The organism is Streptomyces sp. NPDC005925 (assembly GCF_040638805.1).
Taxonomy (GTDB): domain Bacteria; phylum Actinomycetota; class Actinomycetes; order Streptomycetales; family Streptomycetaceae; genus Streptomyces.
Map to the genome: position 1 here is coordinate 64,423 of NZ_JBEXVL010000022.1, position 25,702 is coordinate 90,124.

General features: G+C 73.0%; 18 protein-coding genes and 1 riboswitch. Of the genes, 11 read left to right on the forward strand and 7 right to left on the reverse strand.

Annotated elements, in window-relative coordinates; translation table 11 throughout:
- Window positions 1–58: 58 nt before the first annotated feature.
- The 3 genes from ABZ354_RS22190 to ABZ354_RS22200 form a co-directional block, all read right to left on the reverse strand.
- Window positions 59–856, reverse strand: a complete 798-nt coding sequence (locus ABZ354_RS22190; protein ID WP_358659273.1) for an enhanced serine sensitivity protein SseB C-terminal domain-containing protein — start codon at window positions 854–856, stop codon at window positions 59–61.
- Between the two features lie 104 nt (window positions 857–960).
- A complete protein-coding gene (locus ABZ354_RS22195) occupies window positions 961–1,752 on the reverse strand; it encodes an enhanced serine sensitivity protein SseB (protein WP_358659275.1) in 792 nt (263 codons plus the stop codon).
- 67 nt (window positions 1,753–1,819) lie between these two features.
- Window positions 1,820–2,488 (reverse strand): AAA family ATPase, encoded by a 669-nt coding sequence (locus ABZ354_RS22200; RefSeq protein ID WP_358659277.1) that lies wholly within the window; start codon window positions 2,486–2,488, stop codon window positions 1,820–1,822.
- Window positions 2,489–2,668: 180 nt separating this feature from the next.
- Window positions 2,669–2,762, forward strand: a riboswitch (glycine riboswitch).
- 164 nt (window positions 2,763–2,926) lie between these two features.
- On the opposite strand from ABZ354_RS22200, the gene gcvT reads away from it, so the two are divergent.
- From gcvT to ABZ354_RS22225, 5 genes are all read left to right on the forward strand, one after another.
- Window positions 2,927–4,045, forward strand: a complete 1,119-nt coding sequence (gcvT, locus tag ABZ354_RS22205) for a glycine cleavage system aminomethyltransferase GcvT (protein WP_358659279.1) — start codon at window positions 2,927–2,929, stop codon at window positions 4,043–4,045.
- 232 nt (window positions 4,046–4,277) lie between these two features.
- Window positions 4,278–4,655 carry a glycine cleavage system protein GcvH gene (gcvH, locus tag ABZ354_RS22210; protein ID WP_358659281.1) on the forward strand — a complete coding sequence of 126 codons (378 nt, stop codon included), beginning with the start codon at window positions 4,278–4,280 and terminating at the stop codon, window positions 4,653–4,655.
- Window positions 4,656–4,670: 15 nt separating this feature from the next.
- Window positions 4,671–5,933 carry a serine hydroxymethyltransferase gene (gene glyA, locus ABZ354_RS22215; protein ID WP_358659283.1) on the forward strand — a complete coding sequence of 421 codons (1,263 nt, stop codon included), beginning with the start codon at window positions 4,671–4,673 and terminating at the stop codon, window positions 5,931–5,933.
- A gap of 103 nt (window positions 5,934–6,036) precedes the next feature.
- Window positions 6,037–7,404, forward strand: coding sequence for an L-serine ammonia-lyase (locus ABZ354_RS22220; protein ID WP_358659285.1), 1,368 nt, complete (start codon window positions 6,037–6,039; stop codon window positions 7,402–7,404).
- Between the two features lie 352 nt (window positions 7,405–7,756).
- Window positions 7,757–8,314 (forward strand): glycoside hydrolase family 25 protein, encoded by a 558-nt coding sequence (locus ABZ354_RS22225; RefSeq protein ID WP_358659287.1) that lies wholly within the window; start codon window positions 7,757–7,759, stop codon window positions 8,312–8,314.
- Window positions 8,315–8,424: 110 nt separating this feature from the next.
- On the opposite strand, the gene ABZ354_RS22230 is transcribed toward ABZ354_RS22225, so the two are convergent.
- The 4 genes from ABZ354_RS22230 to ABZ354_RS22245 form a co-directional block, all read right to left on the reverse strand.
- Window positions 8,425–8,637, reverse strand: a complete 213-nt coding sequence (locus ABZ354_RS22230; protein WP_358659289.1) for an EF-hand domain-containing protein — start codon at window positions 8,635–8,637, stop codon at window positions 8,425–8,427.
- A 120-nt stretch (window positions 8,638–8,757) separates the two neighbouring features.
- On the reverse strand, window positions 8,758–9,363 hold the full coding sequence (locus tag ABZ354_RS22235) for an ATP-binding protein (protein ID WP_358659291.1): 606 nt from the start codon (window positions 9,361–9,363) through the stop codon (window positions 8,758–8,760).
- 204 nt (window positions 9,364–9,567) lie between these two features.
- Window positions 9,568–10,335 (reverse strand): enoyl-CoA hydratase-related protein, encoded by a 768-nt coding sequence (locus tag ABZ354_RS22240; protein WP_358659293.1) that lies wholly within the window; start codon window positions 10,333–10,335, stop codon window positions 9,568–9,570.
- A 90-nt stretch (window positions 10,336–10,425) separates the two neighbouring features.
- Window positions 10,426–11,661 (reverse strand): Ig-like domain-containing protein, encoded by a 1,236-nt coding sequence (locus ABZ354_RS22245; RefSeq protein ID WP_358659295.1) that lies wholly within the window; start codon window positions 11,659–11,661, stop codon window positions 10,426–10,428.
- Between the two features lie 658 nt (window positions 11,662–12,319).
- Between ABZ354_RS22245 and glgX the strand changes: the two genes are divergently transcribed.
- The 6 genes from glgX to ABZ354_RS22275 all read left to right on the forward strand — a co-directional run bounded on the left by glgX (window position 12,320) and on the right by ABZ354_RS22275 (window position 25,665).
- Window positions 12,320–14,656 (forward strand): glycogen debranching protein GlgX, encoded by a 2,337-nt coding sequence (gene glgX, locus ABZ354_RS22250; protein ID WP_358659297.1) that lies wholly within the window; start codon window positions 12,320–12,322, stop codon window positions 14,654–14,656.
- A gap of 110 nt (window positions 14,657–14,766) precedes the next feature.
- Window positions 14,767–16,653 (forward strand): ABC transporter ATP-binding protein, encoded by a 1,887-nt coding sequence (locus ABZ354_RS22255; RefSeq protein WP_358659299.1) that lies wholly within the window; start codon window positions 14,767–14,769, stop codon window positions 16,651–16,653.
- Window positions 16,650–18,560: an ABC transporter ATP-binding protein gene (locus ABZ354_RS22260; RefSeq protein WP_358659301.1), complete on the forward strand. Its 1,911-nt coding sequence runs from the start codon at window positions 16,650–16,652 to the stop codon at window positions 18,558–18,560. The genes ABZ354_RS22255 and ABZ354_RS22260 overlap by 4 nt, the downstream gene beginning before the upstream one ends.
- Window positions 18,561–18,655: 95 nt before the next feature.
- On the forward strand, window positions 18,656–20,776 hold the full coding sequence (locus tag ABZ354_RS22265) for an ABC transporter transmembrane domain-containing protein (protein WP_358659303.1): 2,121 nt from the start codon (window positions 18,656–18,658) through the stop codon (window positions 20,774–20,776).
- Window positions 20,777–21,147: 371 nt separating this feature from the next.
- A complete protein-coding gene (locus ABZ354_RS22270; protein WP_358659322.1) occupies window positions 21,148–23,097 on the forward strand; it encodes an ABC transporter ATP-binding protein in 1,950 nt (649 codons plus the stop codon).
- A gap of 552 nt (window positions 23,098–23,649) precedes the next feature.
- Complete coding sequence (locus ABZ354_RS22275; protein ID WP_358659305.1) at window positions 23,650–25,665, forward strand: M4 family metallopeptidase; 2,016 nt, start codon at window positions 23,650–23,652, stop codon at window positions 25,663–25,665.
- Window positions 25,666–25,702 lie beyond the last annotated feature (37 nt).

Here is a 25,702-nt window from a genome sequence, read left to right on the forward strand (position 1 = left end):
CCGACCGAACAGACCGCTCGGGATGCGGGCGGATCGGTGGGGCGGGATCAGTCGCGGATCAGTAGGGGCCCTGCGCCGGGGGGAAGCCGTACCCCGCGGCGGGTGCCTGAGCCGGGGCCGCGTGGGCCTCGCGGTCGTAGAACGGCCGGGCGTTCACGCGCAGCCACATCGCCACCGGGTCGTGCTCGTCGGACAGCGCGACCGTCGACACCGGCAGGCCCTCCGGGACCGCGCCGATCGACTGCTGCATCATCGCGCGCACCGCGTCCACGGAAGGCGGCCTCGTGTCGTACACGTCGAGGCCGATGGCGAGGTACGGCGCGCCGAGCGCCGGCTGCACCCAGGCGCGGCGCAGCGAGCGGACGGCCGGGGTGCGGTGGGCGTTCTGTGCGATCAGGGCGTAGAACTGCGGGATCTCGATGGCCGGTTCGGACAGCCTCAGCGGGCCGGCGGGCTGCCGGTCCAGGCCGGTGGCGATGCGGCGCAGGTCGAGCCAGGGGACGCCGACGCCGCCGCCGGGGGCATGCGGGTTGATCCACAGGCCGAAGTGGTCCGGGTAGAGCGCGCGGGCCACCTCGAGGCCGTCGACCACCTCGTACGACCGGCTCCAGCCGCTCGCCGACAGCTCCTGGGCGGAGGTCACGCAGGGCGCGTAGCCCTGGCCGTCGACCTCCATGTTCCCGTACTGGGCGTCCGGGGAGCCTGCCTGGCCGTGCCACAGCAGCATCCAGACCTGGCCGGAGGACGGGCTCGCGAGCGCGCGGAGCAGCGCCTCGTACGCGTCGTAGCGCCCGGGCGTGACCTGTCGCAGCATGTGCTCGACCTGTCCGGCCGCGGCTGTGCCGCTCGCGCTCACTTTGTGCCCCTTCGGAAAAGTGCCGTGGGTTATGAAACCAGATTAAGTGTGGCGGATGCCGGTGCGGGAGAGCAGTGCTGCGCGGGAGCGCCGCGGCGGCGGCGTCACGTGTCCCGCTGGTAGAAGGGCCGGACCTTCTCGCGCAGCCAGTCGCCGACCGGGTCCTGGGCGACGTCGAGGAGGACCAGGTTGACGGGCCACTTGACGGGGGAGGCGCCCAGCGCCCTTCCGAGGGCGTCCATGGGCAGGGCCCGCAGGTCGCCCTCCGACCGGGAGAGTTCGACGCCGACGAACATGACCGGCTCGGCCGTCTCGATGGCGGCGAGGCAGCGGCGGGCGGTGCGGACCACGCCGATGCCCTCGAACTCGGCGCCGGCCGCGGACAGGAAGTCGACCGGGTCGTCCTGCCAGTCCGGCTCGAACAGCCGGACCCGGCCGCCGCTCGCGGCCCCGTCCAGCGGGGTGCGCCCGGCCCGGCACAGCTCGGCGACCGCGGGCGGCGGCAGCGGTATGCCGACCACACCACCCGGGTTGACGGCGATGCCCGCCTGCGGGGGCAGGCCGCGCGCGAACTCCACGGCGGGCGCGACAGCGAACGACATGTGGGCGCCGACCACCTGACGGAACTGTTCCTCGGAGCTGAACACCGGCACGTAGACCTGGCCGCCGATGTCCAGCGTGGGCAGGTCGAGGGGGCCGCTGTGCGGGCCGCCGCCGCCCGGCAGCGGGACCCAGACGAAGCTGCGGCCGAGCGCCTCGACGATCCGGCCGCCGGCCGAGGGGACGCCGAGGGAGGCGGAGAGCACCTCCTCCAGTTCGTTGCCGGGCCATCCACCGTGCTGGTGGGGGTGTGCCTGCGCCGGGAAGTCCGCGGAGAATTCCGCCGGGAAGTCCATGTGCCTACCGCCTGACTGGTACCGCTGCTGTGGCTGAAAAGGCTAACGGGTGCCCGGCCCGGTGCGGTCAGTCCGGGAAGCCGATCCGGCGCAGCGCGTTCGCCGCGTCCCGGTCCACGAGGATCGCCGAGCCGCAGCCGGCCGGCAGGTCGCCCTCGGTGATGGCCCGCAGCAGCCGGGTGGTGGCCGTGCGGTGCCTGCGGAAGGCGTAGCGCGAGACGCCACGTCCGCGGTCGCGCTGGCCGGCCAGCGCCTCCTCGGGCGTGGCGTCGAGCAGCAGCAGGTGCAGCCTGCCGTCCCGGCGGCGCGCCTCGCGGGCCAGCCAGCGGCGGACCCAGGCCTGGGTGCCGCAGTCGTGCACGACGACGCCCTCGCCGGAGCGCAGCGCGCGCCGCAGCCCGGCGTAGTGCGCGAGGCGCACCAGCGGGCGGTAGAGGGCGTACGGCAGCAGGCGCGGCATGCGGCGGTCCCAGCGGTCGCGGGTGTCCTGGGAGTCGACGCGTCTGCCGGGCACGGCACGGCGCATCAGCGTGGACTTGCCGCTGCCGGGCAGTCCGGTGACCACGACGAGGTCGCGGGGCCCGAAGAGCAGGGCGCGCGGACTGCGCCCGCCGCGGTCTCGCAGATCGCGGACCGTGGCCGCGGGCTGCGGCCCGCACGCCCCCCGGGCCGAAGCGGCGGCCTGCTTGGGCAGCGCGATGCCCGAGGTCGTGGCGTACGCCGTGGTCCTGTTCACCGTGATCGTCCCCCCTGGGGTCGGGTACGTCAGTCCCGTCCCCGACGATTGTAAAGAATAGGCAATTCAGACGGTCCTGCTTTTCTGTCCGCTTACTGCCACAAGCCGGTGACAAGCGCAGCCTGTCGGCGAGTCGGCCCGGCGTGCAATGATGTGGCCGCCAACTGCATACCGGCCGCTTGAATCCGCGCGGGAGAGTCTCCGGCACTGCCGGGGCGCCGAAGGAGCAAGTCCCTCCCTTGAATCTCTCAGGCCCCGTTACCGCGCGGGCGAGGCACATCTGAAAAGCGGGCCGCTGTGTCAGTGGCTCCACCCAAGGTGCAAGCCATGTTCTTCCCTTTCCCGGGCAGGTCATGGCGAACCTCTCAGGTTCCGATGACAGATGGGGAGGAACATCCCCCTGTCATGCCCTTGGTGCCCCTTGGAGACGACCGCCCGATGAGCAGTAACGAACCTCGCCGTACCGCGCTGGATGCTCTGCACCGCTCGCTCGGCGCCACCATGACCGACTTCGCCGGCTGGGACATGCCCCTGCGCTACGGCTCCGAGCGCGACGAGCACAACGCGGTGCGCACCCGGGCCGGCCTGTTCGACCTCTCGCACATGGGCGAGATCACGGTGACCGGCCCGCAGGCCGCCGCACTGCTGAACTTCGCCCTCGTCGGCAACATCGCCTCCGTCGGCGTGGGCCGCGCCCGCTACACCATGATCTGCCGGGCCGACGGCGGCATCCTGGACGACCTGATCGTGTACCGGCTCGCTCAGACCGAGTACATGGTGGTGGCGAACGCCTCCAACGCCCAGGTCGTGCTGGACGCGCTGGTGGAGCGCGCGGCCGGCTTCGACGCCGAGGTGCGCGACGACCGGGACGGCTACGCGCTGCTCGCCGTGCAGGGCCCCGAGTCCCCCGGCATCCTCCAGAGCCTGACCGACGCCGACCTCGACGGCCTGAAGTACTACGCCGGGCTGCCCGGCACGGTCGCGGGCGTCCCGGCGCTGATCGCGCGCACCGGCTACACCGGCGAGGACGGCTTCGAACTGTTCGTGAAGCCGGAGCGCGCCGTGGAGCTGTGGGAGGCGCTGACCAAGGCCGGCGAGGGCGCAGGCCTGGTGCCGTGCGGACTGTCCTGCCGCGACACGCTGCGCCTGGAGGCCGGCATGCCGCTGTACGGGCACGAGCTGACGACCTCCCTGACCCCGTTCGACGCGGGGCTGGGCCGGGTGGTGAAGTTCGAGAAGGAGGGCGACTTCGTGGGCCGCGCGGCGCTGGCCGATGCCGCGGAGCGCGCCGCCTCCCGCCCGCCGCGCGTCCTGGTCGGCCTGATCGCCGAGGGCCGCCGCGTCCCGCGCGCCGGGTACGCCGTGGTCGCCGCCGGCGAGGTGATCGGCGAGGTCACCTCCGGCGCGCCCTCCCCCACCCTCGGCAGGCCGATCGCGATGGCGTACGTCGACGCGGCGCACGCGGCGCCGGGCACGGCCGGGGTCGGCGTGGACATCCGCGGCAGTCACGAGCCGTACGAGGTCGTGGCGCTGCCCTTCTACAAGCGACAGAAGTAGCACCCTCTGCGAGCGTCGGCGGCACGCGCCGTGCGGGCACCGGAGGTTTCCGCCGAGACGGTCCGGGTGCCCGGCGGGGTGCGGCCGTCCGCCAGGCAGGCGGGGCGGGCGTGACCGTCCGGTGCTCCGGCAGGCGGGGCGGGCGTGACCTCGCGTACCTTTCCGCTGTTCACCAGCGGCCCATCAGTACCTCATTCAGCAGCACTCCCTCGCGTACAGGAGAATTCAGGCCATGAGCAACCCCCAGCAGCTGCGCTACAGCAAGGAGCACGAGTGGCTGTCGGTCGCCGAGGACGGCGTCGCGACGGTCGGCATCACGGAGCACGCGGCGAACGCGCTCGGCGACGTCGTGTTCGTCCAGCTCCCCGAGGCAGGTGACACCCTGGCCGCGGGCGAGACCTGCGGCGAGCTGGAGTCGACCAAGTCGGTCTCCGACCTGTACTCCCCCGTGACCGGCGAGGTCACCGAGGTCAACGAGGACGTCGTCCAGGACCCGTCGCTGGTGAACTCCGCGCCCTTCGAGGGTGGCTGGCTGTTCAAGGTGCGCTTCTCCGAGGAGCCCGCCGACCTGCTCTCGGCCGACGAGTACACCGCCTTTTCCGCCGGCTGAGAGGTCGTAGCACCGATGTCGCTCCTGAACACGCCCCTGCACGAGCTCGACCCGGACGTGGCCGCCGCGGTCGACGCCGAGCTGGACCGCCAGCAGTCCACCCTCGAGATGATCGCCTCCGAGAACTTCGCTCCGGTCGCCGTCATGGAGGCACAGGGCACGGTCCTCACCAACAAGTACGCCGAGGGCTACCCCGGCCGCCGCTACTACGGCGGCTGCGAGCACGTCGACGTGGTCGAGCAGATCGCCATCGACCGTGTGAAGGCCCTCTTCGGCGCCGAGCACGCCAACGTGCAGCCGCATTCGGGCGCCCAGGCCAACGCCGCCGCGATGTTCGCGCTGCTCAAGCCGGGCGACAGGATCATGGGTCTGAACCTGGCGCACGGCGGGCACCTGACCCACGGCATGAAGATCAACTTCTCCGGCAAGCTGTACGACGTCGTCGCCTACCACGTGGGCGACGACGGCCGGGTCGACATGGCCGAGGTCGAGCGCCTCGCCAAGGAGACCATGCCGAAGCTGATCGTCGCCGGCTGGTCGGCCTACCCGCGGCAGCTCGACTTCGCCGCGTTCCGCCGGATCGCCGACGAGGTCGGCGCGTACCTCATGGTCGACATGGCGCACTTCGCCGGGCTCGTCGCGGCCGGGCTGCACCCGAACCCGGTGCCGCACGCGCACGTGGTCACCACCACGACCCACAAGACGCTGGGCGGCCCGCGCGGCGGTGTGATCCTGTCCACCGCCGAACTCGCCAAGAAGATCAACTCGGCGGTCTTCCCCGGTCAGCAGGGCGGTCCGCTCGAGCACGTGATCGCCGCCAAGGCCGTCGCGTTCAAGGTCGCCGCCACCGAGGAGTTCAAGGAGCGCCAGCGTCGTACGCTGGAAGGCGCCCGCATCCTCGCCGAGCGTCTGGTGAAGGACGACGTGCGGGCGGTGGGCGTGGACGTCCTGTCCGGCGGCACGGAGGTGCACCTGGTCCTGGTGGACCTGCGCGACTCCGAGCTGGACGGCCGGCAGGCCGAGGACCGGCTCCACGAACTCGGCATCACCGTCAACCGCAACGCCATCCCGAACGACCCGCGCCCGCCGATGGTGACGTCCGGCCTGCGGATCGGCACGCCCGCCCTCGCCACCCGCGGCTTCACCGCCGAGGACTTCACCGAGGTCGCGGACGTGATCGCGGAGGCGCTGAAGCCGTCGTACGACGCTGAGGCGCTGAAGGCACGCGTGGTGGCGCTGGCCGAAAAGCACCCGCTGTACCCCGGGCTGAACACGTAGAGCCCCCCGGGGTCCGGGCGCCGCGCGCACCACGGCGCGCGCGGCGCCCGGACCCCCGCACGACCCCCGCAGCACCCCGCACCACCCCTGCAAGGAGTTCCCCGTGGCCGTCTCGGTCTTCGACCTGTTCTCGATCGGCATCGGCCCGTCGAGCTCCCACACGGTGGGGCCCATGCGGGCAGCGCGCATGTTCGCCCGACGGCTGCGCAACGAGGGGCTGCTCGACGCGGTCGCCTCGGTGCGCGCCGAGCTGTACGGCTCCCTCGGCGCGACCGGACACGGCCACGGCACGCCCAAGGCCGTCCTGCTCGGCCTGGAGGGCGACTCGCCCCGCACGGTCGACGTCGAGTCGGCCGACGAACGCGTCGAGAAGATCAGGGCGGCCGGCCGGCTGCGTCTTCTCGGCAACCACGAGATCGCCTTCTCCTACGACGACGACATGGTCCTGCACCGCCGCGAGGCACTGCCGTACCACGCCAACGGCATGACCCTGTGGGCGTACGACGCCTCCGGGAGCGAGCTGCTGTCGAAGACGTACTACTCGGTGGGCGGCGGCTTCGTCGTCGACGAGGAGGCGATGGGCGCCGACCGGATCAAGCTCGACGACACCGCTCTGAAGTATCCATTCCGCACCGGCGACGAACTGCTGCGCCTGACCCGGGAGACCGGCCTGTCCATCTCCGCGCTGATGCTGGAGAACGAGCGGGCCTGGCGCACCGAGGACGAGATCCATGACGGCCTGCTGGAGATCTGGCGGGTCATGCAGGCCTGCGTGAAGCGCGGCATGACCCGCGAGGGCATCCTGCCCGGCGGCCTCAAGGTGCGCCGCCGCGCCGCGAACACCGCGCGCAAGCTGCGCTCCGAGGGCGACCCGAAGGCCCTCTCGATGGAGTGGATCACGCTGTACGCGATGGCCGTGAACGAGGAGAACGCGGCCGGCGGCCGCGTGGTGACCGCCCCGACGAACGGCGCGGCCGGCATCATCCCGGCCGTCCTGCACTACTACATCAACTTCGTGCCCGGCGCCGACGAGGAGGGCGTGGTCCGCTTCCTGCTGGCGGCCGGCGCGATCGGCATGCTGTTCAAGGAGAACGCCTCGATCTCCGGCGCCGAGGTCGGCTGCCAGGGCGAGGTCGGCTCCGCCTGCTCGATGGCGGCGGGCGCGCTCGCGGAGGTCCTCGGCGGCTCCCCGGAGCAGGTGGAGAACGCCGCGGAGATCGGCATGGAGCACAACCTGGGCCTGACCTGCGACCCGGTCGGCGGTCTCGTCCAGATCCCCTGCATCGAGCGCAACGGCATGGCCGCGGTGAAGGCCGTGACCGCCGCCCGGATGGCCATGCGCGGCGACGGTTCCCACAAGGTGTCCCTGGACAAGGTCATCAAGACGATGCGGGACACGGGCGCGGACATGTCGGTCAAGTACAAGGAGACGGCCCGGGGCGGGCTCGCGGTGAACATCATCGAGTGCTGAGGACCCGGCCGGCGGGGACATGGGCCGGGGGGACACCGGTCCGCCCGTCTCTCCGCCCGCTCCGGACGGCACGCCCGGCCGAACGCTCCCGGCAGCCGAGGGGGCCGGCTCGCTCGGCGGTTCCCGCGGAACTCCCCCGGTGCTCCGTGCCCGCACTGCGTGCCGGCCGGGCACCGGCGCAATCCGGACCCGCGAGGGGAAGGACCGTGCCCGCAGCGGGGCCCGACTGCCCGCCCGGTGACCGGAGTCGACATTTTCGACCGGTCGTGGGATCAGCTGTGCCAGTCTGGGGCATAACACAACCCGGCATCCCTCCCCGCCCTCCCCCCACCGTCACTGCAAGGGAGTCCCCATGCTGCGCGGCATAGACGTGAGCGCCTACCAGTCCTCCTCCTACGACACCGACGGCCTGTCCTTCGTCTTCGTGAAGGCGACGGAGGGCCGCAGCTACGTCAACCCGAGACTCGCGGCCCAGACGAAGAGGGCCCGTGACGCCGGACTCGTCGTCGGCTTCTACCACTTCCTGTGGCCGGGCAACCTCACGGCCCAGGCCGAGTACTTCCTGAGCAGGGCCCCGGAGAAGGCCGGCGACGTCCTCGCCGTCGACTGGGAGACGAACAGCGAGGGCACGCACGCGAGCAACGCCGAGAAGGACCGTTTCATCAGGAAGCTCGGGGAACTCCGCCCGAACCACCGGGTGGTGCTCTACTGCAACCGCCATTTCTGGCTGAACGTCGACACCACCTCGTACGCCGGTGACGCCCTCTGGATCGCCGACTACGTCGCCGCGGGCAAGCCCCGTATCAAGGCCAAGTGGCGCTTCCACCAGTACACCGACACTCCGCTCGACAAGAACGTGGCCGACTTCGAGAGCCGGGCCGCCCTGCGCGAGTGGGCGAAGAAGGCCTGACGTCCGGAGGCGGGCGGACGGGCCGGGCACGCCGAAGGGGCGCCGGCTCCCGTGGCTGGGGAGGCGGCGCCCCTTCGGCGGTTCGCTCGCGGGCGTGGCCGCCCGGGCGGTCACTTGTTCAGGAACGCCCAGAACTCGTCGAACGACATGACCTTGTCGCCGTTCAGGTCGCGGCTGTTGATGATGGCCTGGGCGACCGACTCGGTGACGTTCCAGTCGCCCTGCCGCGCCAGGGCGGTCTTGAACTCCGCGGCGGTGATGAGGCCGTCCCCGTCCAGATCGATCCGCTCGAACTGCTTGCGCGCTTCCTCGATGTCGGCCACCGGTCCGCCCCTCATTCCATGCTGTGATCAGTGCTCGTCCTGCTTGTCGCAGGTCAGATTAACCGGCCGACGCGACGTGGCGGGGGCGGGGTCCGGGTGGCGGCACGCCCGTCGGCGTTCTCACCGGTCGGCGACCCTCATCTCGAACCATGTCGTCTTGCCGCGCGCCAGCAGGTCGACGCCCCAGCGGTCCGACAGCTTGTCGACGAGGAACAGGCCGCGGCCACTGACGTCCATCTCCTGTACCGGCATCAGGCAGGGCAGGCCCCGGGAGGGGTCACGCACCTCGAACCTCACCCAGGCGGGGCGGCGCCTCAAACGGAGCCCGAAGATCCGGGCGCCGGTGTGCCGCACGGCGTTGCCGACGAGCTCGGAGACCAGCAGGACGGCGTTCTCCGCCAGCTTGGGGGTGAGCCCCCAGTGGCGCAGGACGACGACCTGGGCGAGGCGGCGGGCCGTGGCGGCGGATTCGGGAAGGGACGGCAGCGACACCTCCCGCTCGGCGGGGTTGCCGTACCGCTCCAGGGCCATCAATCCGTGTTCGTCCTCGACCGCGGGCGACCAGCGCACGGCCGCGCGTACACCTCCCGGCGGGTGTTGCCCGCCCTCCAGCCCCGCCATGCCCCCATCTTGGCCGCCCGGGCACGGCGCCGGGGCCGTTCCGGGGGAAAACGGTGCCCGGAACGGCCCGGTTCGCGACGGTCGGCCGGCATGTGCCGGCGACACCCCGATGACGGGAGCATCACGCCTGACCTGCGGCGACGGCTCGGATGAAGGCAATCGACGGGCTCCCTGGACGCGGCGGATTTGAAGCAGAGTCAAGGCTGCCACAAAGCGTCCCGGCCAGGGGCCCGGATCAGACATCGCGTCAATTGCCCGTACTGCGGACGCGTTCCGCGCAGGTCGCGGGCCGCGTCGTCCCGGCTCCTCTCAGAGGAACTTCGCCTTGCCCGGGCCCTCTTCGACGAAGCTGCGCATGCCGCGTTCCCGGTCCTCGGTGGCGAACAGGCCCGCGAACCAGTTGCGCTCCACGGCGAGGCCGGTGTCGATGTCCGTCTCCAGGCCCGTGTCGACGGCCTCCTTGGCGGCGCGCAGCGCGATGGCCGGGCCCTGCGCCAGCTTCGCGGCCCAGGCGTGCGCCTCGCTGTACACGTCGGCGGCCGGGACGACGCGGTCCACCAGGCCGAGCGTCAGCGCCTCCTCGGCCTTCACCATCCGGCCGGTGAAGATGAGGTCCTTGGCCTTGGAGGGGCCGACGAGCCGGGCGAGCCGCTGGGTGCCGCCGGCGCCGGGAATCAGGCCGAGCAGGATCTCCGGCTGGCCGAGCTTGGCGTTGTCGGCGGCGATGCGGAAGTCCGCGCACAGCGCCAGTTCGCAGCCGCCGCCGAGGGCGTAGCCGGTGACGGCGGCGACGACCGGCTTGGGGATGCGGGCGACGGCGGTGAAGGAGTCCTGCAGGGCGCGGGCGCGCAGGACCATCGCGGCGTGGTCCATCACCTGCATCTCCTTGATGTCCGCGCCGGCCGCGAACACCTTCTCGCCGCCGTAGATCACCACGGCGCGCACGTCGTCGCGGCGCGTGGCCTCCTCGGCGAGTTCCTTGAGCCGGTCCTGGGTGGCGATGTCCAGGGCGTTCATCGGCGGGCGGTCCAGTCGGAGCGTGCCGACGCCTTCGGCGACTTCGAGATTCACGGTCATGCAGGCAGGTTAACGGGCACTAACGGCGGCGGACCCGGTGCCGTCGCTCACACCGGGTCCGCCGCCGTCACTCGTGATGCTCGTGGTGCCTCAGGACGTCCAGTCCTCCCAGGACATGTTCCAGCCGTTGAGGCCGTTGTCCGGGGCGACGGTCTTGTCCTTGGAGTGCTTCACGACGACGACGTCGCCGATCATCGACTTGTTGAAGAACCATGCGGCGGGCGCCGACTTGTCCCAGCCGCCGCGCACGTCGCGCAGGCCGACGCAGCCGTGGCTGGCGTTGTAGTTGCCGAAGGCGTCGCCGCCCCAGTAGTTGCCGTGCAGGAAGGTGCCGGAGGTGGTCAGGCGCAGGGCGTGCGGGACGTCCTTGATGTCGTACTCGCCGCCGTAGCCGACCGTTTCACTGTTCATGCGGGTCACGGGGTGCTTCTCGCTGACGACCATCTGGCCGTTCCACGTGTCGTAGCCGGGCTTGCCGGTGGTGATCGCGATGGTCTTGACGAGCTTGCCGTCGCGGACGACCTTCATCTTCTGCGTCTTGACGTCGACGGTGGAGACCTGGCTGCGGCCGATGGTGAACTTCACGGTCTTGGCCTGCTCGCCGTACACGCCCGGGCGGCCCTCGACGCCGTTGAGGTTGAGCCGGACGGTGACCTCGGTGCCGGGCTTCCAGTACTTCTCCGGGCGGAAGTCGAGGCGGTCGTTTCCGAACCAGTGGCCGGCGACCTCCACGGCCGGTTCGGTCTTGATGGTGACGGCCTTCTCCACGTCCTCGGGGTGGGTGATGCCCCGGGTGAAGTTCAGGGAGAACGGCATTCCGACGCCGACGGTCGAGCCGTCCTCGGGGGTGAAGTGACCGATGAAGGTGTTCTTCGGTGTCAGGGTGGTGAATCCGGACTCGGCTGCGGCCTCGCGGCCGTCGGAGTCCTTGGCGACCGCGTGCACCGTGTACTTGGTGGCGGCGGCCAGGTGGGTGGACGGCGTCCAGGTGGCGCCGTCGCCGGATATCCCGCCCTCCACCTTGTCGCCGTCGGACGTCTTGACCTCGACCTCGGCCAGCTTGCCCCTGGCGGCGGTGATCTTGAGGTCGCCGCTGGTGTCGACGGACTTCGCGCCGTCCTTCGGGGCGATCGTGACGACCGCCTCCGACTGCTTGCTCTCCGCGGCGGAGCCCTTGCCGTCCTCGCCGCCCGAGGCGGAGTCCGAACCGCCTCCGCACGCGGTGACGGCCAGCAGCAGGGTCCCGAGCATCAGCGCCGTGGCGCCCCGGTGCCGGTGTCGGCCCCGCACGTCAACCGAGGCCCCCGGTATCGGTCGCACATTCACTTGTTTCTCCCCTCGCAGGGCCCTCCGGGCCCGCCCCCAAGCGCGTCGCGCGCACTTGGCGCATATTAACCAGATGGTCAGGGGCTCTGACGTGGTGCAACTGTCACCGTTCCGTACCGACTTCGGCGCGAGGCGTGTCCCGGCCCCTGCCCTCTACTTCACCGCGCTGCCCGCCTTCCATGCCTGCCGGTTCGTGTTCCGGCCGCCGAGGCGCCCGAGGCTTCACGACGGTCACCTTCTCCCGCCGCCCGTCGGGCACCCGTACCCGCGGTTCCGTGCCGGGCCGGACGCCGCGGCCACGGGCGCCGGGCGTGATCCGGATGTCCTCGCCGGGGGCGGCGGGCTAGCCCCGCCCGCGGCGGTGCCGCCGGGGGTGCCACCCGTGCGGCCGGCGGCTCCGGCCGACGTCGGCAGGGCGGCCCGTGCGGCCCTCGCACCTCGCGCGCCGGTACGTGCCACCGTACGTGCCTCACGTGGGGGCACGACGAGCCCCCACGCCCGGGGGAAACGTGAGTGCGAGGCGTGCGGTGGGCAGACTGGGAAGGGAAGCAGGGAAAGGACGAGGGGGAAGACGAGAGGGGCAGGAGGACGGCGGGGGGCCGGGCCGGGCGCCGCCGCGGTCCGTTCGGGTCGTTCCGTAGCCGTGGGAGGCGGACAGGTGTCCAGCGCAGCCGAGCAGGAGGCGGTGGCCGGGGGCCCCGTCACCGGGGACGGCTCCGGAGCCGGGCGCCCCGCCGTCGGGGTGGACCGCGCGTCACGGGGGGCTCCGGGGGTGGCCGCGCGGCCCGGGGCGCCGACCCCGCTGGGCGCCCGGTACCGGGTGGCTCCGGACGGGGCGGCGGGCACCAACTTCGCCCTGTGGGCGGGTGGCGCCGAGGCAGTCGACCTGTGCCTGTTCGACGAGGACGGCAGCGAGACGCGGGTAAGCCTGACCGAGCTGACGCACGAGATCTGGCACGGCTTCGTGCCGGGCGTGCTGCCGGGGCGGCGGTACGGCTACCGGGTGCACGGCCGCTGGGACCCGTGGACGGGCGCCCGCTGGAACCCGGCGAAGCTGCTCCTCGACCCGTACGCCCGCGCGGTGGACGGCGACTTCCGGCTGCCGCCCGAGGTGTACGGGCACGTACGGGACTGGCCCGAGCAGCAGGTCGCCGACACCGTGCGCGACGACCGGGACTCCGCGCCGTACGTCCCCAAGGGCGTCGTCGTCCACGACGACGCCGGCGACGGTGACGGTGACGAGTGGCGGGACGACCGGCGGCCGAAGACGCCCTGGGCGGACTCGGTGATCTACGAGCTGCACGTGCGCGGCTTCACCATGCGCCACCCGGGGGTCCCGGAGAAGCTGCGCGGCACGTACGCGGGACTCGCGCACCCGGCGGCCGTCGAGCACCTGACGCGGCTGGGCGTGACCGCGGTGGAACTGCTGCCGGTGCACCAGTTCGCGCACGAGGACCACCTGCTGCGCCGGGGCCTCAGGAACTACTGGGGCTACAACTCGATCGGCTACTTCGCGCCGCACGCCGCGTACGCCGCGTCCGGCACCACCGGGCAGCAGGTCGGCGAGTTCCGGCGGATGGTGCGCGCGCTGCACGCGGCGGGCATCGAAGTCATCCTCGACGTGGTCTACAACCACACGGCGGAGGCGGGCGAGCTGGGGCCCACGCTGTCGCTGAAGGGCATCGACAACCGCGGCTACTACCGGCTCCAGCCGGACGCCCGCCGGTACGCGGACTACACGGGCTGCGGCAACACCCTGCACGTGGTGCAGCCGCACGTGCTGCGCCTGATCACGGACTCCCTGCGCTACTGGGTGACCGAGATGGGCGTGGACGGCTTCCGCTTCGACCTGGCGGCGGCGCTCGCCCGCTCGATGCACGACGTGGACATGCTGTCGCCGTTCCTCGCGGTGATCGCCCAGGACCCGGTGCTGCGCCGCGTGAAGCTGATCGCGGAGCCGTGGGACGTCGGCTCGGGCGGCTACCAGGTGGGCGCCTTCCCTCCCCTGTGGACGGAGTGGAACGACCGCTACCGCGACGCCGTACGGGATTTCTGGCGGCACGCGCTGCCCGACGTGCGGGAGATGGGCTACCGGCTGTCCGGCTCCAGCGACCTGTACGCGTGGGGCGGGCGGCGCCCGTACGCCTCGGTCAACTTCGTCACCGCGCACGACGGTTTCACGCTGCGCGACCTGGTGTCGTACGAGCGCAAGCACAACGAGGCGAACGGCGAGGGCAACCGGGACGGCACCGACGACAACCGCTCGTCCCACTGCGGCGCCGAGGGCGAGACGGACGATCCGGCGGTGGCCGCGCTGCGGCGCAGGCAGCTGCGGAACCTGCTGACGACGCTGCTGCTGTCCACGGGCGTGCCGATGCTGGTCGCGGGCGACGAGATGGGCCGGACGCAGGGCGGCAACAACAACGCCTACTGCCAGGACAACGAGATCGGCTGGCTGGACTGGGGCATGCTGGACGACCCCGGCTGGCGGGCCCTGTTCGACCTGACCGCCCGGCTCATCGCGCTGCGCCACCGGCATCCGGTGCTGCGCCGCCGGGCGTTCTTCTCGGGCCGGCCGCACTCCGCCGACGGGCTGCGGGACCTGGCCTGGTTCACCCCGCGGGGCGCGGAGATGACGGAGCGGGACTGGTACGCCCCCGCGGCCACGCTCGGCATGTATCTGTCCGGCCGGGACATCCCGGGCCGCGACGAACGGGGCGAGCCCGTCGTGGACGACAGCTTCCTCGCCGTCCTGCACGCCGGGGACCGGCCGGTCGACTTCCGGCTGCCGGGGCCACCGTGGGCGGATCGGTACGAGGTGGTCGTGGACACCTCACGGGAGGAGCGGGGAGGGGCGGCGCGAGGCAGCGCGTCGACGGAGGGGGCGCCGCGGGTGACGTATCCGGGAGGCGCGGTGATGTCGGTGCCGGGGCGGGTGGTGCTGTTGCTCCGGGTGAGCGGTCCGTCGGGGGGAGCCGGTTCTCCGGCTGCCTGACCTCTGGGGCGCTGACCTGCGGATGTCCGGCCGGCGGGCGGCGCACCGCGGGGCGGGGGCGGGGAAAACCCGGTGGGCAGTGTCAGTGGCGTTCCGTAGGCTCGCCGCTGATGTCCACGAAACCCGTCTCCGCCGACGACCCTTCCGCCCTGCGTGCCCTGCTGCGTCTGTGGCCGTACGTGCGGCCCGTGCGGGTGCGGCTGTTCACCGCCGCGTTCATCGCCGTCGTCGCGTCCTGCCTGGGGCTGGTGATCCCGCTCGTCCTGAAGTGGATGGTGGACGGGCCGATCGCGGACCGCGATCCGGCGGGCGTGTGGCTCGGCGCGCTGTACCTGCTGCTCCTCGGGGTGGGCGAGGCACTGCTGTTCGGGCTGCGGCGCTGGCTCGTGGCGCGGCCCCTGTCGCACGTCGAGGCGGAGATGCGGGCCGATCTGTACCGGCACCTCCAGCGGCTGCCCGTCGCCTTCCACGACCGGTGGCCCTCCGGGCAGTTGCTGTCCCGCGCGACGACCGACCTGATGCTGCTGCGCATGTTCCTCGCCTTCCCGTTGACGTTCCTGCTGGTCAACGGCGTGACGATCCTCGTCGGCGTCATCATCATGCTGATGCAGGACTGGACGCTGGGGCTGGTGATCCTCGGGCCGGCCATTCCGGTGATGGTCACCTGCGTGATCTTCGAGAAGCGGTACGCGCGCGTGGCGCGGCTCGCGCAGGACCAGGTAGGGGACCTGACGACGGTCGTCGAGGAGAGCGTGCTCGGTATCCGCGTCATCAAGGGCTTCGGCCGGCACCGCAGCCAGGCGCGGGCGTTCCGCGCGCTGTCGGGCACCCTGCTCGGCACGGAGCTGCGCAAGGCGGGCCTGCTCGCGACGATCTGGGGCGTCATCGTCGCCCTGCCCGAACTGGCCATCGGCGCGGCCCTCGTGATGGGCTCCGTGCAGGTCGCGGACGGCGACCTGTCCGCGGGCACGCTGGTCGCGTTCCTCTCCACGGCCCTCGCCCTGCGCTGGCCCGTGGACTCGATCGGTTTCCTGCTGGCCATGAGCCAGGAGGCGGCGACGGCGACGCAGCGCTACTTCGAGGTGATGGACGCGGAGGAGGAGACGGAGCAGGCGGAGGCGTCGCCGCGGGTGCGGGACGACCGGCCCCGGCCCGACCGGCCCGAGCCGGACCGGACTGGGCCGGGCCGGCCCGACGGCCTCCGCTTCGAGGACGTCACCTTCCGCTTCCCCGACGCGGAACCCGGTTCCCCGCCCGTCCTGAACGGCGTGACCCTGCACATCCGCCCCGGCGAGTCCATGGCCCTGGTGGGCGCGACGGGCAGCGGCAAGACCACACTCACCGCGCTGGTCCCCCGCCTCCACGAGCCCACCTCGGGCCGCATCACCCTCGACGGCGTCGACATCACCCGCATGCCCCGCGGGACCCTCCGCTCCAGGGTCGCCGTGGCCTTCGAGGAACCGACCCTGTTCTCGGCGACCGTCGGGGAGAACGTCCTGATGGGCGCGGACCCCGACGCCGGCGACCCGGAACTCGGCCGCGCCCTCGCCGTCGCCCAGGCCGACTTCGTGCACGCCCTGCCGCAGGGCAAGGACACCCAGGTCGGCGAACAGGGCCTCAGCCTGTCCGGCGGGCAGCGGCAGCGCCTCGCGCTGGCCCGCGCGGTCGTCGGCAGCCCCGCCTTCCTCGTCCTGGACGATCCGCTGTCCGCGCTGGACGTGCACACGGAGGCCGCCGTGGAGGCCGCGCTGCGCCGGGTGCTCACCGAGACGACCGCGCTGATCGTCGCCCACCGCCCGTCCACGGTGCAGCTCGCCGACCGTGTCGCCCTGCTGTCCGGGGGCCGGATCACCGCCGTGGGCACCCATCACGAACTGCTGCGCACGAACCCCGAGTACGCGCACCTGATGTCCGGCATCGAGGGCACCGCGCGCGATGCCGCCGGGGCCGGGCAGGAACGCGTGACCGCCGAAGAGGAAGCGAAAGCCGAGCGATGACCGTGCCGACGACGCCGGCGACGTCCGCGACATCCGCGACGCCCGCGCCCGCCACCGGGGACGGCGGGAACCGGCCGGACCCCGCGTCCGCGACCGCCTCCGTCCCCGTCTCCGCCGACGACGCCTTCGACCAGGACGTCCTGCCCTCTCCCCCGGGCGCGACGGGCACGCTGCTGCGGTCCCTGCTCGCGCCGATGAGGGCGCGGGTCGCCGTGACCACGCTCCTGCTGCTGCTCCAGCAGGCGGCGGTGCAGGCGGGCCCGCTGCTGGTGGCGTACGCCATCGACCGGGCGGTACCGGCGTTCCGCGACCACGACCGGGGGCCGCTGATCGCGGTGGGCGCCGTCTATCTGGTGTGCGCGCTGGCCTCGGGCGCGCTGCAGTCCGCGTTCGTCGTGGGCACCGCCCGCGTCAGCCAGGGCGTGCTGCTCGACCTGCGCGGCCGGATCTTCCGCCACGCCCAGGCGCTCAGCGTCGACTTCCACGAGCGCTACACCTCGGGCCGGCTGATCTCCCGCGCCACGACGGACGTGGAGTCGCTGCGCGAGCTGCTGGACGAGGGACTCCAGGAGCTCGTCTCGGTGGTCCTGTCCTTCGTCTACATCTCGGCGCTGCTGCTCTGGCTCGACCTGGGCCTCGGCGCGGTCGCGGTGGCGTCGTTCGGGCCGCTGTACCTGCTGGTGCGGGCCTACCGGCGGCGCGCGGGCCAGGTGTACCGGGCGCGGTCCACGGCCGTCGCGGCGGTGATCGTGAAGTTCGTGGAGACGATGAACGGCATCCGGCCGGTGCGCGCGTTCCGCCGCGAGGCCGTCAACGACGCGGACTTCCGGGTCCTGAACCGGCGGCACGAGCGGACGAACGGCGACGCGCTGCTGGAGATGGCGCGGTACGTGGTCGGCTCACGGCTGATCGCCAACACGACGGTCGCGCTGATCGTGCTGTGGGGCGCCTACCGGGTCGCGGAGGACACCCTGGCGCTGGGTGTGCTGGCGGCGGCGGTGCTGTACCTGCGGCGGCTGTACGACCCGATCGACCGGCTCGGCATGTTCCTCAACTCGTACCAGTCGGCGGCGGCGTCGCTGGAGAAGATCGCGGGGCTGCTGGCGCAGACGCCGTCCGTGCCGGAGCCGGTGGCGCCGAAGGAGCTGCCTCCGCTGGAGAGCCACCGGCCCGGCCGCACGGTCGTCTTCGACTCGGTCGGCTTCTCCTACCGCACGGGCGGCGAGGTGCTGCCCCGCTTCGACCTGACGATCCCGGCCGGGCAGACCGTCGCCGTGGTCGGCTCGACCGGCGCGGGCAAGTCGACGCTGGCGAAGCTGCTCGCCCGGTTCTACGACCCCTCCGCGGGGCGGGTGCTGCTGGACGGCGTGGACCTGCGCGACCTGGCCTTCCCGGAGCTGCGGCGCGGGGTGGTGATGGTGACGCAGGAGGCGTTCCTGTTCTCCGGCACGGTCGCCGAGAACATCGCCGTCGGCCGCCCGGACGCCTCCCGCGCGGACATCGAGCTGGCCGCGAAGGTGATCGGCGCGCACGACTTCATCGCCGCGCTGCCCGACGGCTACGACACCGACGTCCGCAAGCGCGGCGGCCGGATCTCCGCGGGTCAGCGGCAACTGGTGTCGTTCGCACGGGCGCTGCTCGCCGACCCGGCGGTGCTGATCCTGGACGAGGCGACGAGTTCCCTCGACGTACCCGGGGAGCGGGCCGTGCAGCAGGCGATGGCGACGGTGCTGGAGGGCCGTACGGCGGTCGTCATCGCGCACCGGCTGTCCACGGTCGAGATCGCGGACCGGGTGCTGGTCATGGCCCGGGGCCGGATCGTCGAGGACGGCACGCCGGCCGGACTCATCGCCGGCACGGGCAGATTCGCCGACCTGCACCGTGCCTGGCGGGACAGCCTGGCGTGACACGCGCCGAGGGGGCCGCGGACGCCGGGACGCGGGGGAGAGGGGTCCGCGCCGGGACGCGCGTCAAGGGGATCGACGCGTACGAGGATCCCGGGGTGCCCGACTGCCGTGGCGGGGCGAGGTACTTGTGGTGGCTGGTCGGGCGGCAGGGGGCGCGGAGCGCGGCGGGGGCGCTGATCGCCAGTGTGTGGATGGTGCTGCTGGCGGCGACGCCGTACCTGATGTCGCGGGCGGTCGACGAGGGCGTGCAGACGGGTGACACGGGCGCGCTGGCCGGGTGGTGCGCCGCTCTGGTCGCCTTCGGCGGTCTGTCCGCCCTGCTGGGCGTCATGCGGCACCGCACGATGACGCGGGTGCGGATGGACGCCAACTTCCGCACCGTGAAGGTCGTCGTGGGGCACGCGGTGCGGCTGGGTGCCGCGCTGTCGCGGCAGGTGGGCGCGGGGGAGGTGGTCACGATCGGCGTGGGTGACGTCCAGACGATCAGCCAGGCACTGACGGCCGTCGGCCCCGGGGTGGGCTCGGTCGTCGCGTATCTGACGGTCGCCGTGCTGCTGGTGCCGGTGTCGCCGCTGATCGCCGCGCTGGTGCTGCTCGGCATCCCGGTGATCGTGCTGCTGGTGGGGCCGCTGCTGGGCCGGTTGCAGGGGGCGGAGACCGAGTACCGGGAGCGTCAGGGGGTACTGACGGAGCGGATCGGCGACCTGGCCGGTGGGCTGCGGGTCCTCAACGCGCTCGGCGGCAAGGGCCTGGTCGGCGACGCCTTCCGCGCGGACTCGCTGCGGCTGCGCGAACAGGGCTACCGGGTGGGCTCGGTGACCAGTTGGGTGCAGGCGCTCGGCGTGGGGCTGCCGACGTTGTTCCTGGCCGTGGTGACCTGGCCGGCGGCCCGGCTCGCGGCCCGGGGCGAGATCAGCGTCGGCGAACTGGTGTCGGTGTACGGCTATGTCGCGGTGCTGGTGGGCCCGGTGTCGTTCTGGGTGGAGTGCGGCTACCAGATCAGCCGCGGCCTGGTGGCCGCGCGCCGCGTCGTACGGTTCCTGCGGCTGGAGCCCCCGGCGGACAGCGGCACGAGTGACGCCCCGGCCGGGCCGTCCGTGCTGCACGACCCGGAGTCCGGGGTGCGGGTCCTGCCCGGCCGCCTGACCGCGCTGGCCTGCGCCCACCCGGCCGACGCGGCGGCCGTCCTCGACCGGCTCGGCCGTTACGTCCCGTCGGACGCCACCTGGGGCGGCCTCCGCCTGGACGAGATCGCGCTGCACGACGTACGGGAGCGGATCCTGGTCGCCGACCACGAGGCCGACCTGTTCGCCGGGCCGTTGCGTGAGCTGGTCGGAGGGCGGTGGGGGCCACAGGGGCGGGCTGAGGATGCCGGCCGGTGGGGGGCGGAGGACCCGTGCGGGACCACCGACCGAGCGGCGTCCACGGGCCCGGGCGGGACCACCGGCCGGCCGGCGTCCACGGGCCCGGGCGGGAGCACGAACCGGAGACAGCCGACAGACCTGGACGGGGACGCCGGCCGTTGGGGGGCGGAAGACCCGGGCGGGACCACCGACCGAGCGGCGTCCACGGGCCCGGGCGTGAGCACGGGCCGGAGATGGCCGGCAGACCTGGACGGGGACGCCGGCCGGCCGGGGCCGGGCGGGCGGGGTGAGGACGCGCTGCGGTGGGCCCTGCACGCGGCTGCCGCCGACGACATCATCCTCGGTCTGCCCGAGGGGCTCGACTCGGTGGTGGACGCCCAGGGCCGCAGCCTGTCCGGCGGTCAGCGCCAACGCGTGCGGCTGGCGCGGGCGTTGCACGCCGACCCCGAGGTGCTGCTGGCCGTGGAACCCACGTCGGCGCTGGACGCCCACACGGAGGCCACGGTCGCCGACCGGCTGCGGGCCGCCCGTGCGGGCCGTACGACGGTGCTGACGACGACGTCCCCGCTGGTTCTGGCCCGCGCGGACACGGTGACGTACCTGCACGGGGGCAGGGTGGTCGCCACGGGCGCCCATCACGACCTCCTGGACCGCGAACCGGGCTACCGGGCGCTGGTCGCGCGGGACGCGGACGGGGCCGACAGGGCCGACGGGGCCGACGGGACTGACGGGACTGACGGCGAGAGGGTGCCCGGGCCGGCGGGGCCGGACGGGGAGCGGGTGCCGGGGCCGGGCGGGGAGTGGGTGGCCGGGCCGGCCGGTGAACAGGTGACTGAAGGACCGGTGCGATGACGACGGCGGCGACGGAACCCCCGGAGGAGAGGGCCACGGCCGAACCCCTGAGCCGGGCGACGGCCGAGTCATCGTCCGGCGCGCCGCCCGAGGCACCGTCTGGCTCACCGGACGACGCGTCAGGCGGCGCGCCGGACGACGCACCGACTGGCTCACCGGACGACGCGTCAGGCGGCGCGCCGGACGACGCACCGCCCCATGCAACGGACGACGCGTCAGGCGGCACGACTGACGACCCGTCGGACGACCCACCGGTCGCCGCAACGGTCAGCGCACCCCCCGACGCGACAGTCGACGCACCGCCCCACACCGCGGACGTCACGGCGGTCGCCGTGACGGACGGCCCTCCGGCCGACGCACCGGACGACCCACTGCTCGGCGCGGCGGACGCCCCCGCGGCATCCGGCTCCGGCCACCTTCCCGTAGCCACCCGCCGTGACGTGCGGCGGGCCGCCGTCGGGTTGGTGCGGGCGGACGGGCGGGCCTTCGGCATCGTCCTCGCCCTCAACTCTCTCGCCGCGGCGGCCGGGCTGGCCGGGCCGTGGCTGCTCGGGCGGATCGTCGACGAGGCGCGGGCCGGCGGCGGGGTCGGTGCCGTGGACCGGATGGCGCTCGCCATCCTGCTGTGCACCGTGGCGCAGTTGCTGCTCGCCCGCTGGGCCCGTTACGTCGGTCACCGCTTCGGGGAGCGCACGCTGGCGCGGATCCGGGAGGGGTTCGTGGACCGGGCGCTGGCGCTGCCCGCGTCCGTGGTGGAGCGGGCGGGGACCGGAGATCTGACGGCGCGCGGCACCGCCGACGTGACCGCGGTCGGCACGACGCTGCGGGACGGCGGCCCCGAACTGCTCGTGAACGCCGTGCAGGCGCTGTTCATGATGGGCGCGGTCTTCGCCCTGGACCCGCTGCTCGGCCTGGTCGGCGTGCTCGGACTCACGCCCGTTCACATGGCCATGCGGTGGTATCTGCGCCGGGCCCGGGACGGCTACCTCGCCGAGGGCGCGGCCACCTCGGACGTGGCGGAGATCCTCGCGGCGACCGCGTCGGGCGCCCGCACGGTCGAGGCGTTCGGGCTGCGGGAGCAGCGGATCGCGGCGAGCCGTGACGCGTTGGAGACGTCCCGGCGCACCCGCTTCCGCACGCTGTTCCTGCGCTCGGTGCTCTTCCCGTCGGTGGAGATGTCGTACGTCCTGCCGGTGGCCGGTTGTCTGCTGGTGGGCGGGCTGCTGCACGCGCGGGGCGCGGTGTCGCCGGGCACGGTCGTGGCGGCGGCCCTGTATCTGCACCAGCTGAGCGCGCCCGTGGACGAGATCCTGATGCGCGTCGAGCAACTGCAGAGCGGCGGCGCGGCGTTCGCCCGCGTGGAGGGTCTGGCCCGCGTCCCGCGCCCCGCCGGAGAGCACACTTCACCCGCCGCGTCGCCTCCCCTTCCCTCCGGCGACCGCATCGACGTGACCGGTGTGCGCTACGCCTACGACCGGGGCGGCGAGGTACTGCGGGGGGTCGATCTGACGGTGCGGCCCGGGGAGCGGCTGGCCGTCGTCGGGCCGTCCGGGGCGGGCAAGACCACGCTGAGCAGGCTGCTGGCGGGGGTGGACGCGCCGACCTCGGGCACGGTCACGGTCGGCGGCGTACCGGTCGTCGCCCTCGGCCCCGAGGCACTGCGCCGCCAGGTCGTCCTGGTCACGCAGGAGCACCACGTCTTCCTCGGCACCGTCCGCGACAATCTGCGCATAGCCGAACCGACCGCCGGCGACGAGGAGTTGTGGGCCGCGCTGGAGGCGGTCGGCGCGGCGGACTGGGTGCGCGAACTGCCCGTCGGCCTGGACACGCCCCTGGGACAGCGGGGGCACCCGGGCCACCGCCCGGACGGTTCGGCCGCCCAGCAGCTCGCCCTGGCCCGGGTGGTGCTGGCCGACCCGCACACCCTGATCCTCGACGAGGCGACGGCCCTGCTGGACCCGACGACCGCCCGGCACACGGAGCGCGCGCTGGCGGCCGTACTCGGGGGACGTACCGTCATCGCGATCGCGCACCGGCTGCACACCGCGCACGACGCGGACCGGGTGGCGGTGATGGAGGGCGGGCGGCTCACCGAACTGGGCACGCACGACGAGCTGGTGGCGGCGGGGGGCGCGTACGCCGCGCTCTGGCACTCCTGGCACGGCGACCGGCCGCACCCCGGCCCGGCCCGCGCAGACCGCCCGACCGACCGCCCCCACGCCGACCGGGCCTCCGCGCACCGGGCCACCGCCGACCGGCCCTCCGCGGACCACGGCCCCGCCGACCGGCCCTCCACAGACCGCCCGGCCGACGGCACCTGACCCGGCCGACCGCCCCGCGCCCGACCACCACACCCGCCCCTGCCGACCGCCCCGCGCCCGACCACCCGGCCCGCGCCCCGACCGACCGCCCGGGCCCGACCGCCGCGCACGCCCGAGCGACCGTCCAGCGTCCGGCCCCGGACCACCCGCGCCGCCCTCCGACCACCCGCCCCGCACCCCACCGACGGCCCCGACCCGGCCTCGACTGCCGACCGCGGCCCCGGCACGAGCGTCGCCCGGGGCGCCGCGCCGCGTCCCCGGACGGACCCGCCCGCCCCACTGTCACACCGTGTCCGTATAGCGAACATGACCCCCCGGTCAACGAACCGTTTCCAGCCAACTTGCTGACGCGCTCCTGACAAATCCGCGATTCTCCTGCCACGCTTCCCCCGGCCGCTGTACAGCAACCCCACAGCACCACCGTTCAGCGCTGCGCGGCGGCCGATGCTCGCGCACTTGGTTCTGCGTAACACCTCGTTGTGCCCGGACGGCTCGTCAGCCGACCGGTCTCCCCTGGCCGTGCAGTCCGCGGCCACGCAGAAGGAGTCAGTGTTGAGAACAGGGTCCTCCCACAGACGCACCTCCCACACCGCGGCCGTCGCCCTGGCCGGTGTCGCCGCTCTGATCGCCGCGGCCGTCCAGACGGGCACCGCCAGCGCCGCGCCCCAGCAGGCCACGAAGGCCGCACCGGGCTCCGAGTCCGTACGGCTGTCGCCCTCGCAGCGGGCGGAACTGATCCGGCAGGCCGACGCCGGCAAGGCGGAGGCCGCTCGCGACCTGGGCCTCGGCGCCAAGGAGAAGCTCGTCGTCCGTGACGTCCTCAAGGACCGCGACGGCACCGTGCACACCCGCTACGAGCGCACCTACGACGGCCTGCCCGTCCTCGGCGGCGACCTCGTCGTGGAGACCTCCAAGGCGGGCGTCACGAAGGACGTCGTCAAGGCCACCCGCGCCGCCGTGAAGCCGGCGACGACGAAGGCCGCGCTGCCCGCCGCCGAGGCCAAGCAGCAGGCGCTGGGCGTGGCGAAGGCGGCGAAGGCGAAGAGCCCCGCCGTCGACCGCGCGCCCCGCAAGGTGATCTGGGCGGCCGACGGCAAGCCGGTCGTGGCGTACGAGACGGTCGTGGGAGGCCTGCAGCACGACGGCACCCCGCAGGAGCTGCACGTCGTCACGGACGCCACCACGGGCAAGAAGCTGTTCGAGTGGGAGGCCGTCGAGACCGGGACGGGCAACACGGTCTACAGCGGCACGGTCAACCTCACCACCACGCAGTCGGGTTCGACGTACAACCTGACCGACGGTGCGCGCGGCGGTCACAAGACCTACAACCTCAACCACGGCACCTCGGGCACCGGCACGCTGTTCTCCGGTCCCGACGACGTGTGGGGCAACGGCAGCCCGTCCAACCTGGAGTCGGCCGGCGCCGACGCCCACTACGGCGCGGCGCTGACCTGGGACTACTACAAGAACGTGCACGGCCGTACCGGCATCCGCGGTGACGGCGCCGCCGCCTACTCGCGGGTCCACTACGGCAACAATTACGTCAACGCGTTCTGGCAGGACAGCTGCTTCTGCATGACGTACGGCGACGGCTCGGGCAACGCCAACCCGCTGACGTCGATCGACGTGGCCGGTCACGAGATGAGCCACGGCGTCACCGCCAACACGGCGGGCCTGGTCTACTCGGGCGAGTCCGGCGGCCTGAACGAGGCCACCAGCGACATCTTCGGCACGAGTGTCGAGTTCTACGCCAACAACGCCTCCGACGTCGGTGACTACCTCATCGGCGAGGAGATCGACATCAACGGCGACGGCACGCCGCTGCGCTACATGGACAAGCCGAGCAAGGACGGCGCGTCCAAGGACTCCTGGTACTCGGGCATCGGCTCGGTCGACGTGCACTACTCGTCCGGTCCGGCGAACCACTTCTTCTACATGCTGAGCGAGGGCAGCGGCACCAAGACCATCAACGGTGTCACCTACAACTCGCCCACCGCGGACGGCCTTCCGGTCACCGGCATCGGCCGCGCCAAGGCGGAGAAGATCTGGTTCCGCGCGCTGAGCACGAAGTTCACGTCGACCACCAACTACGCGGGCGCCCGGACCGGCACCCTCGCGGCGGCCGGTGAGCTGTACGGCACGAGCAGCGCCGAGTACAAGGCCGTGCAGGACGCCTGGGCGGGCGTCGCCGTGGGCACCCGCTCCGGCGGCAGCACGGGCACCACGTTCGACAGCACCGCCGACGTGTCGATCCCGGACAACGGCGCGGCCGTGACGTCCTCGATCACCGTGTCGGGCCGCGCGGGCAACGCGCCCAGCAACCTCCAGGTCGCGGTGGACATCGTGCACACCTGGCGCGGTGACCTGGTGGTGGACCTGGTGGCCCCGGACGGGACCGCGTACCGCCTGAAGAACTCCAGCGGCTCCGACTCGGCGGACAACGTCAACGAGACCTTCCTCGTCAACGCCTCCTCCGAGGTCGCCAACGGCACCTGGAAGCTGCGGGTCCAGGACGTGGCGTCGCAGGACACGGGCTACATCAACGGCTGGGCGCTGACCTTCCCGTAACCCGGGAAGACCGCAGAGCCGTAGTGCGGCCGTGAGG

Bases quoted from the DNA above. Each gene is read 5' to 3' on its own strand.
- ABZ354_RS22195 (WP_358659275.1), bottom strand. From the start codon at position 1,752: ATGGACTTCCCGGCGGAATTCTCCGCGGACTTCCCGGCGCAGGCACAC.
- gcvT (WP_358659279.1), top strand. From the start codon at position 2,927: ATGAGCAGTAACGAACCTCGCCGTACCGCGCTGGATGCTCTGCACCGC.
- gcvH (WP_358659281.1), top strand. From the start codon at position 4,278: ATGAGCAACCCCCAGCAGCTGCGCTACAGCAAGGAGCACGAGTGGCTG.
- glyA (WP_358659283.1), top strand. From the start codon at position 4,671: ATGTCGCTCCTGAACACGCCCCTGCACGAGCTCGACCCGGACGTGGCC.
- ABZ354_RS22225 (WP_358659287.1), top strand. From the start codon at position 7,757: ATGCTGCGCGGCATAGACGTGAGCGCCTACCAGTCCTCCTCCTACGAC.
- ABZ354_RS22240 (WP_358659293.1), bottom strand. From the start codon at position 10,335: ATGACCGTGAATCTCGAAGTCGCCGAAGGCGTCGGCACGCTCCGACTG.
- ABZ354_RS22255 (WP_358659299.1), top strand. From the start codon at position 14,767: ATGTCCACGAAACCCGTCTCCGCCGACGACCCTTCCGCCCTGCGTGCC.
- ABZ354_RS22260 (WP_358659301.1), top strand. From the start codon at position 16,650: ATGACCGTGCCGACGACGCCGGCGACGTCCGCGACATCCGCGACGCCC.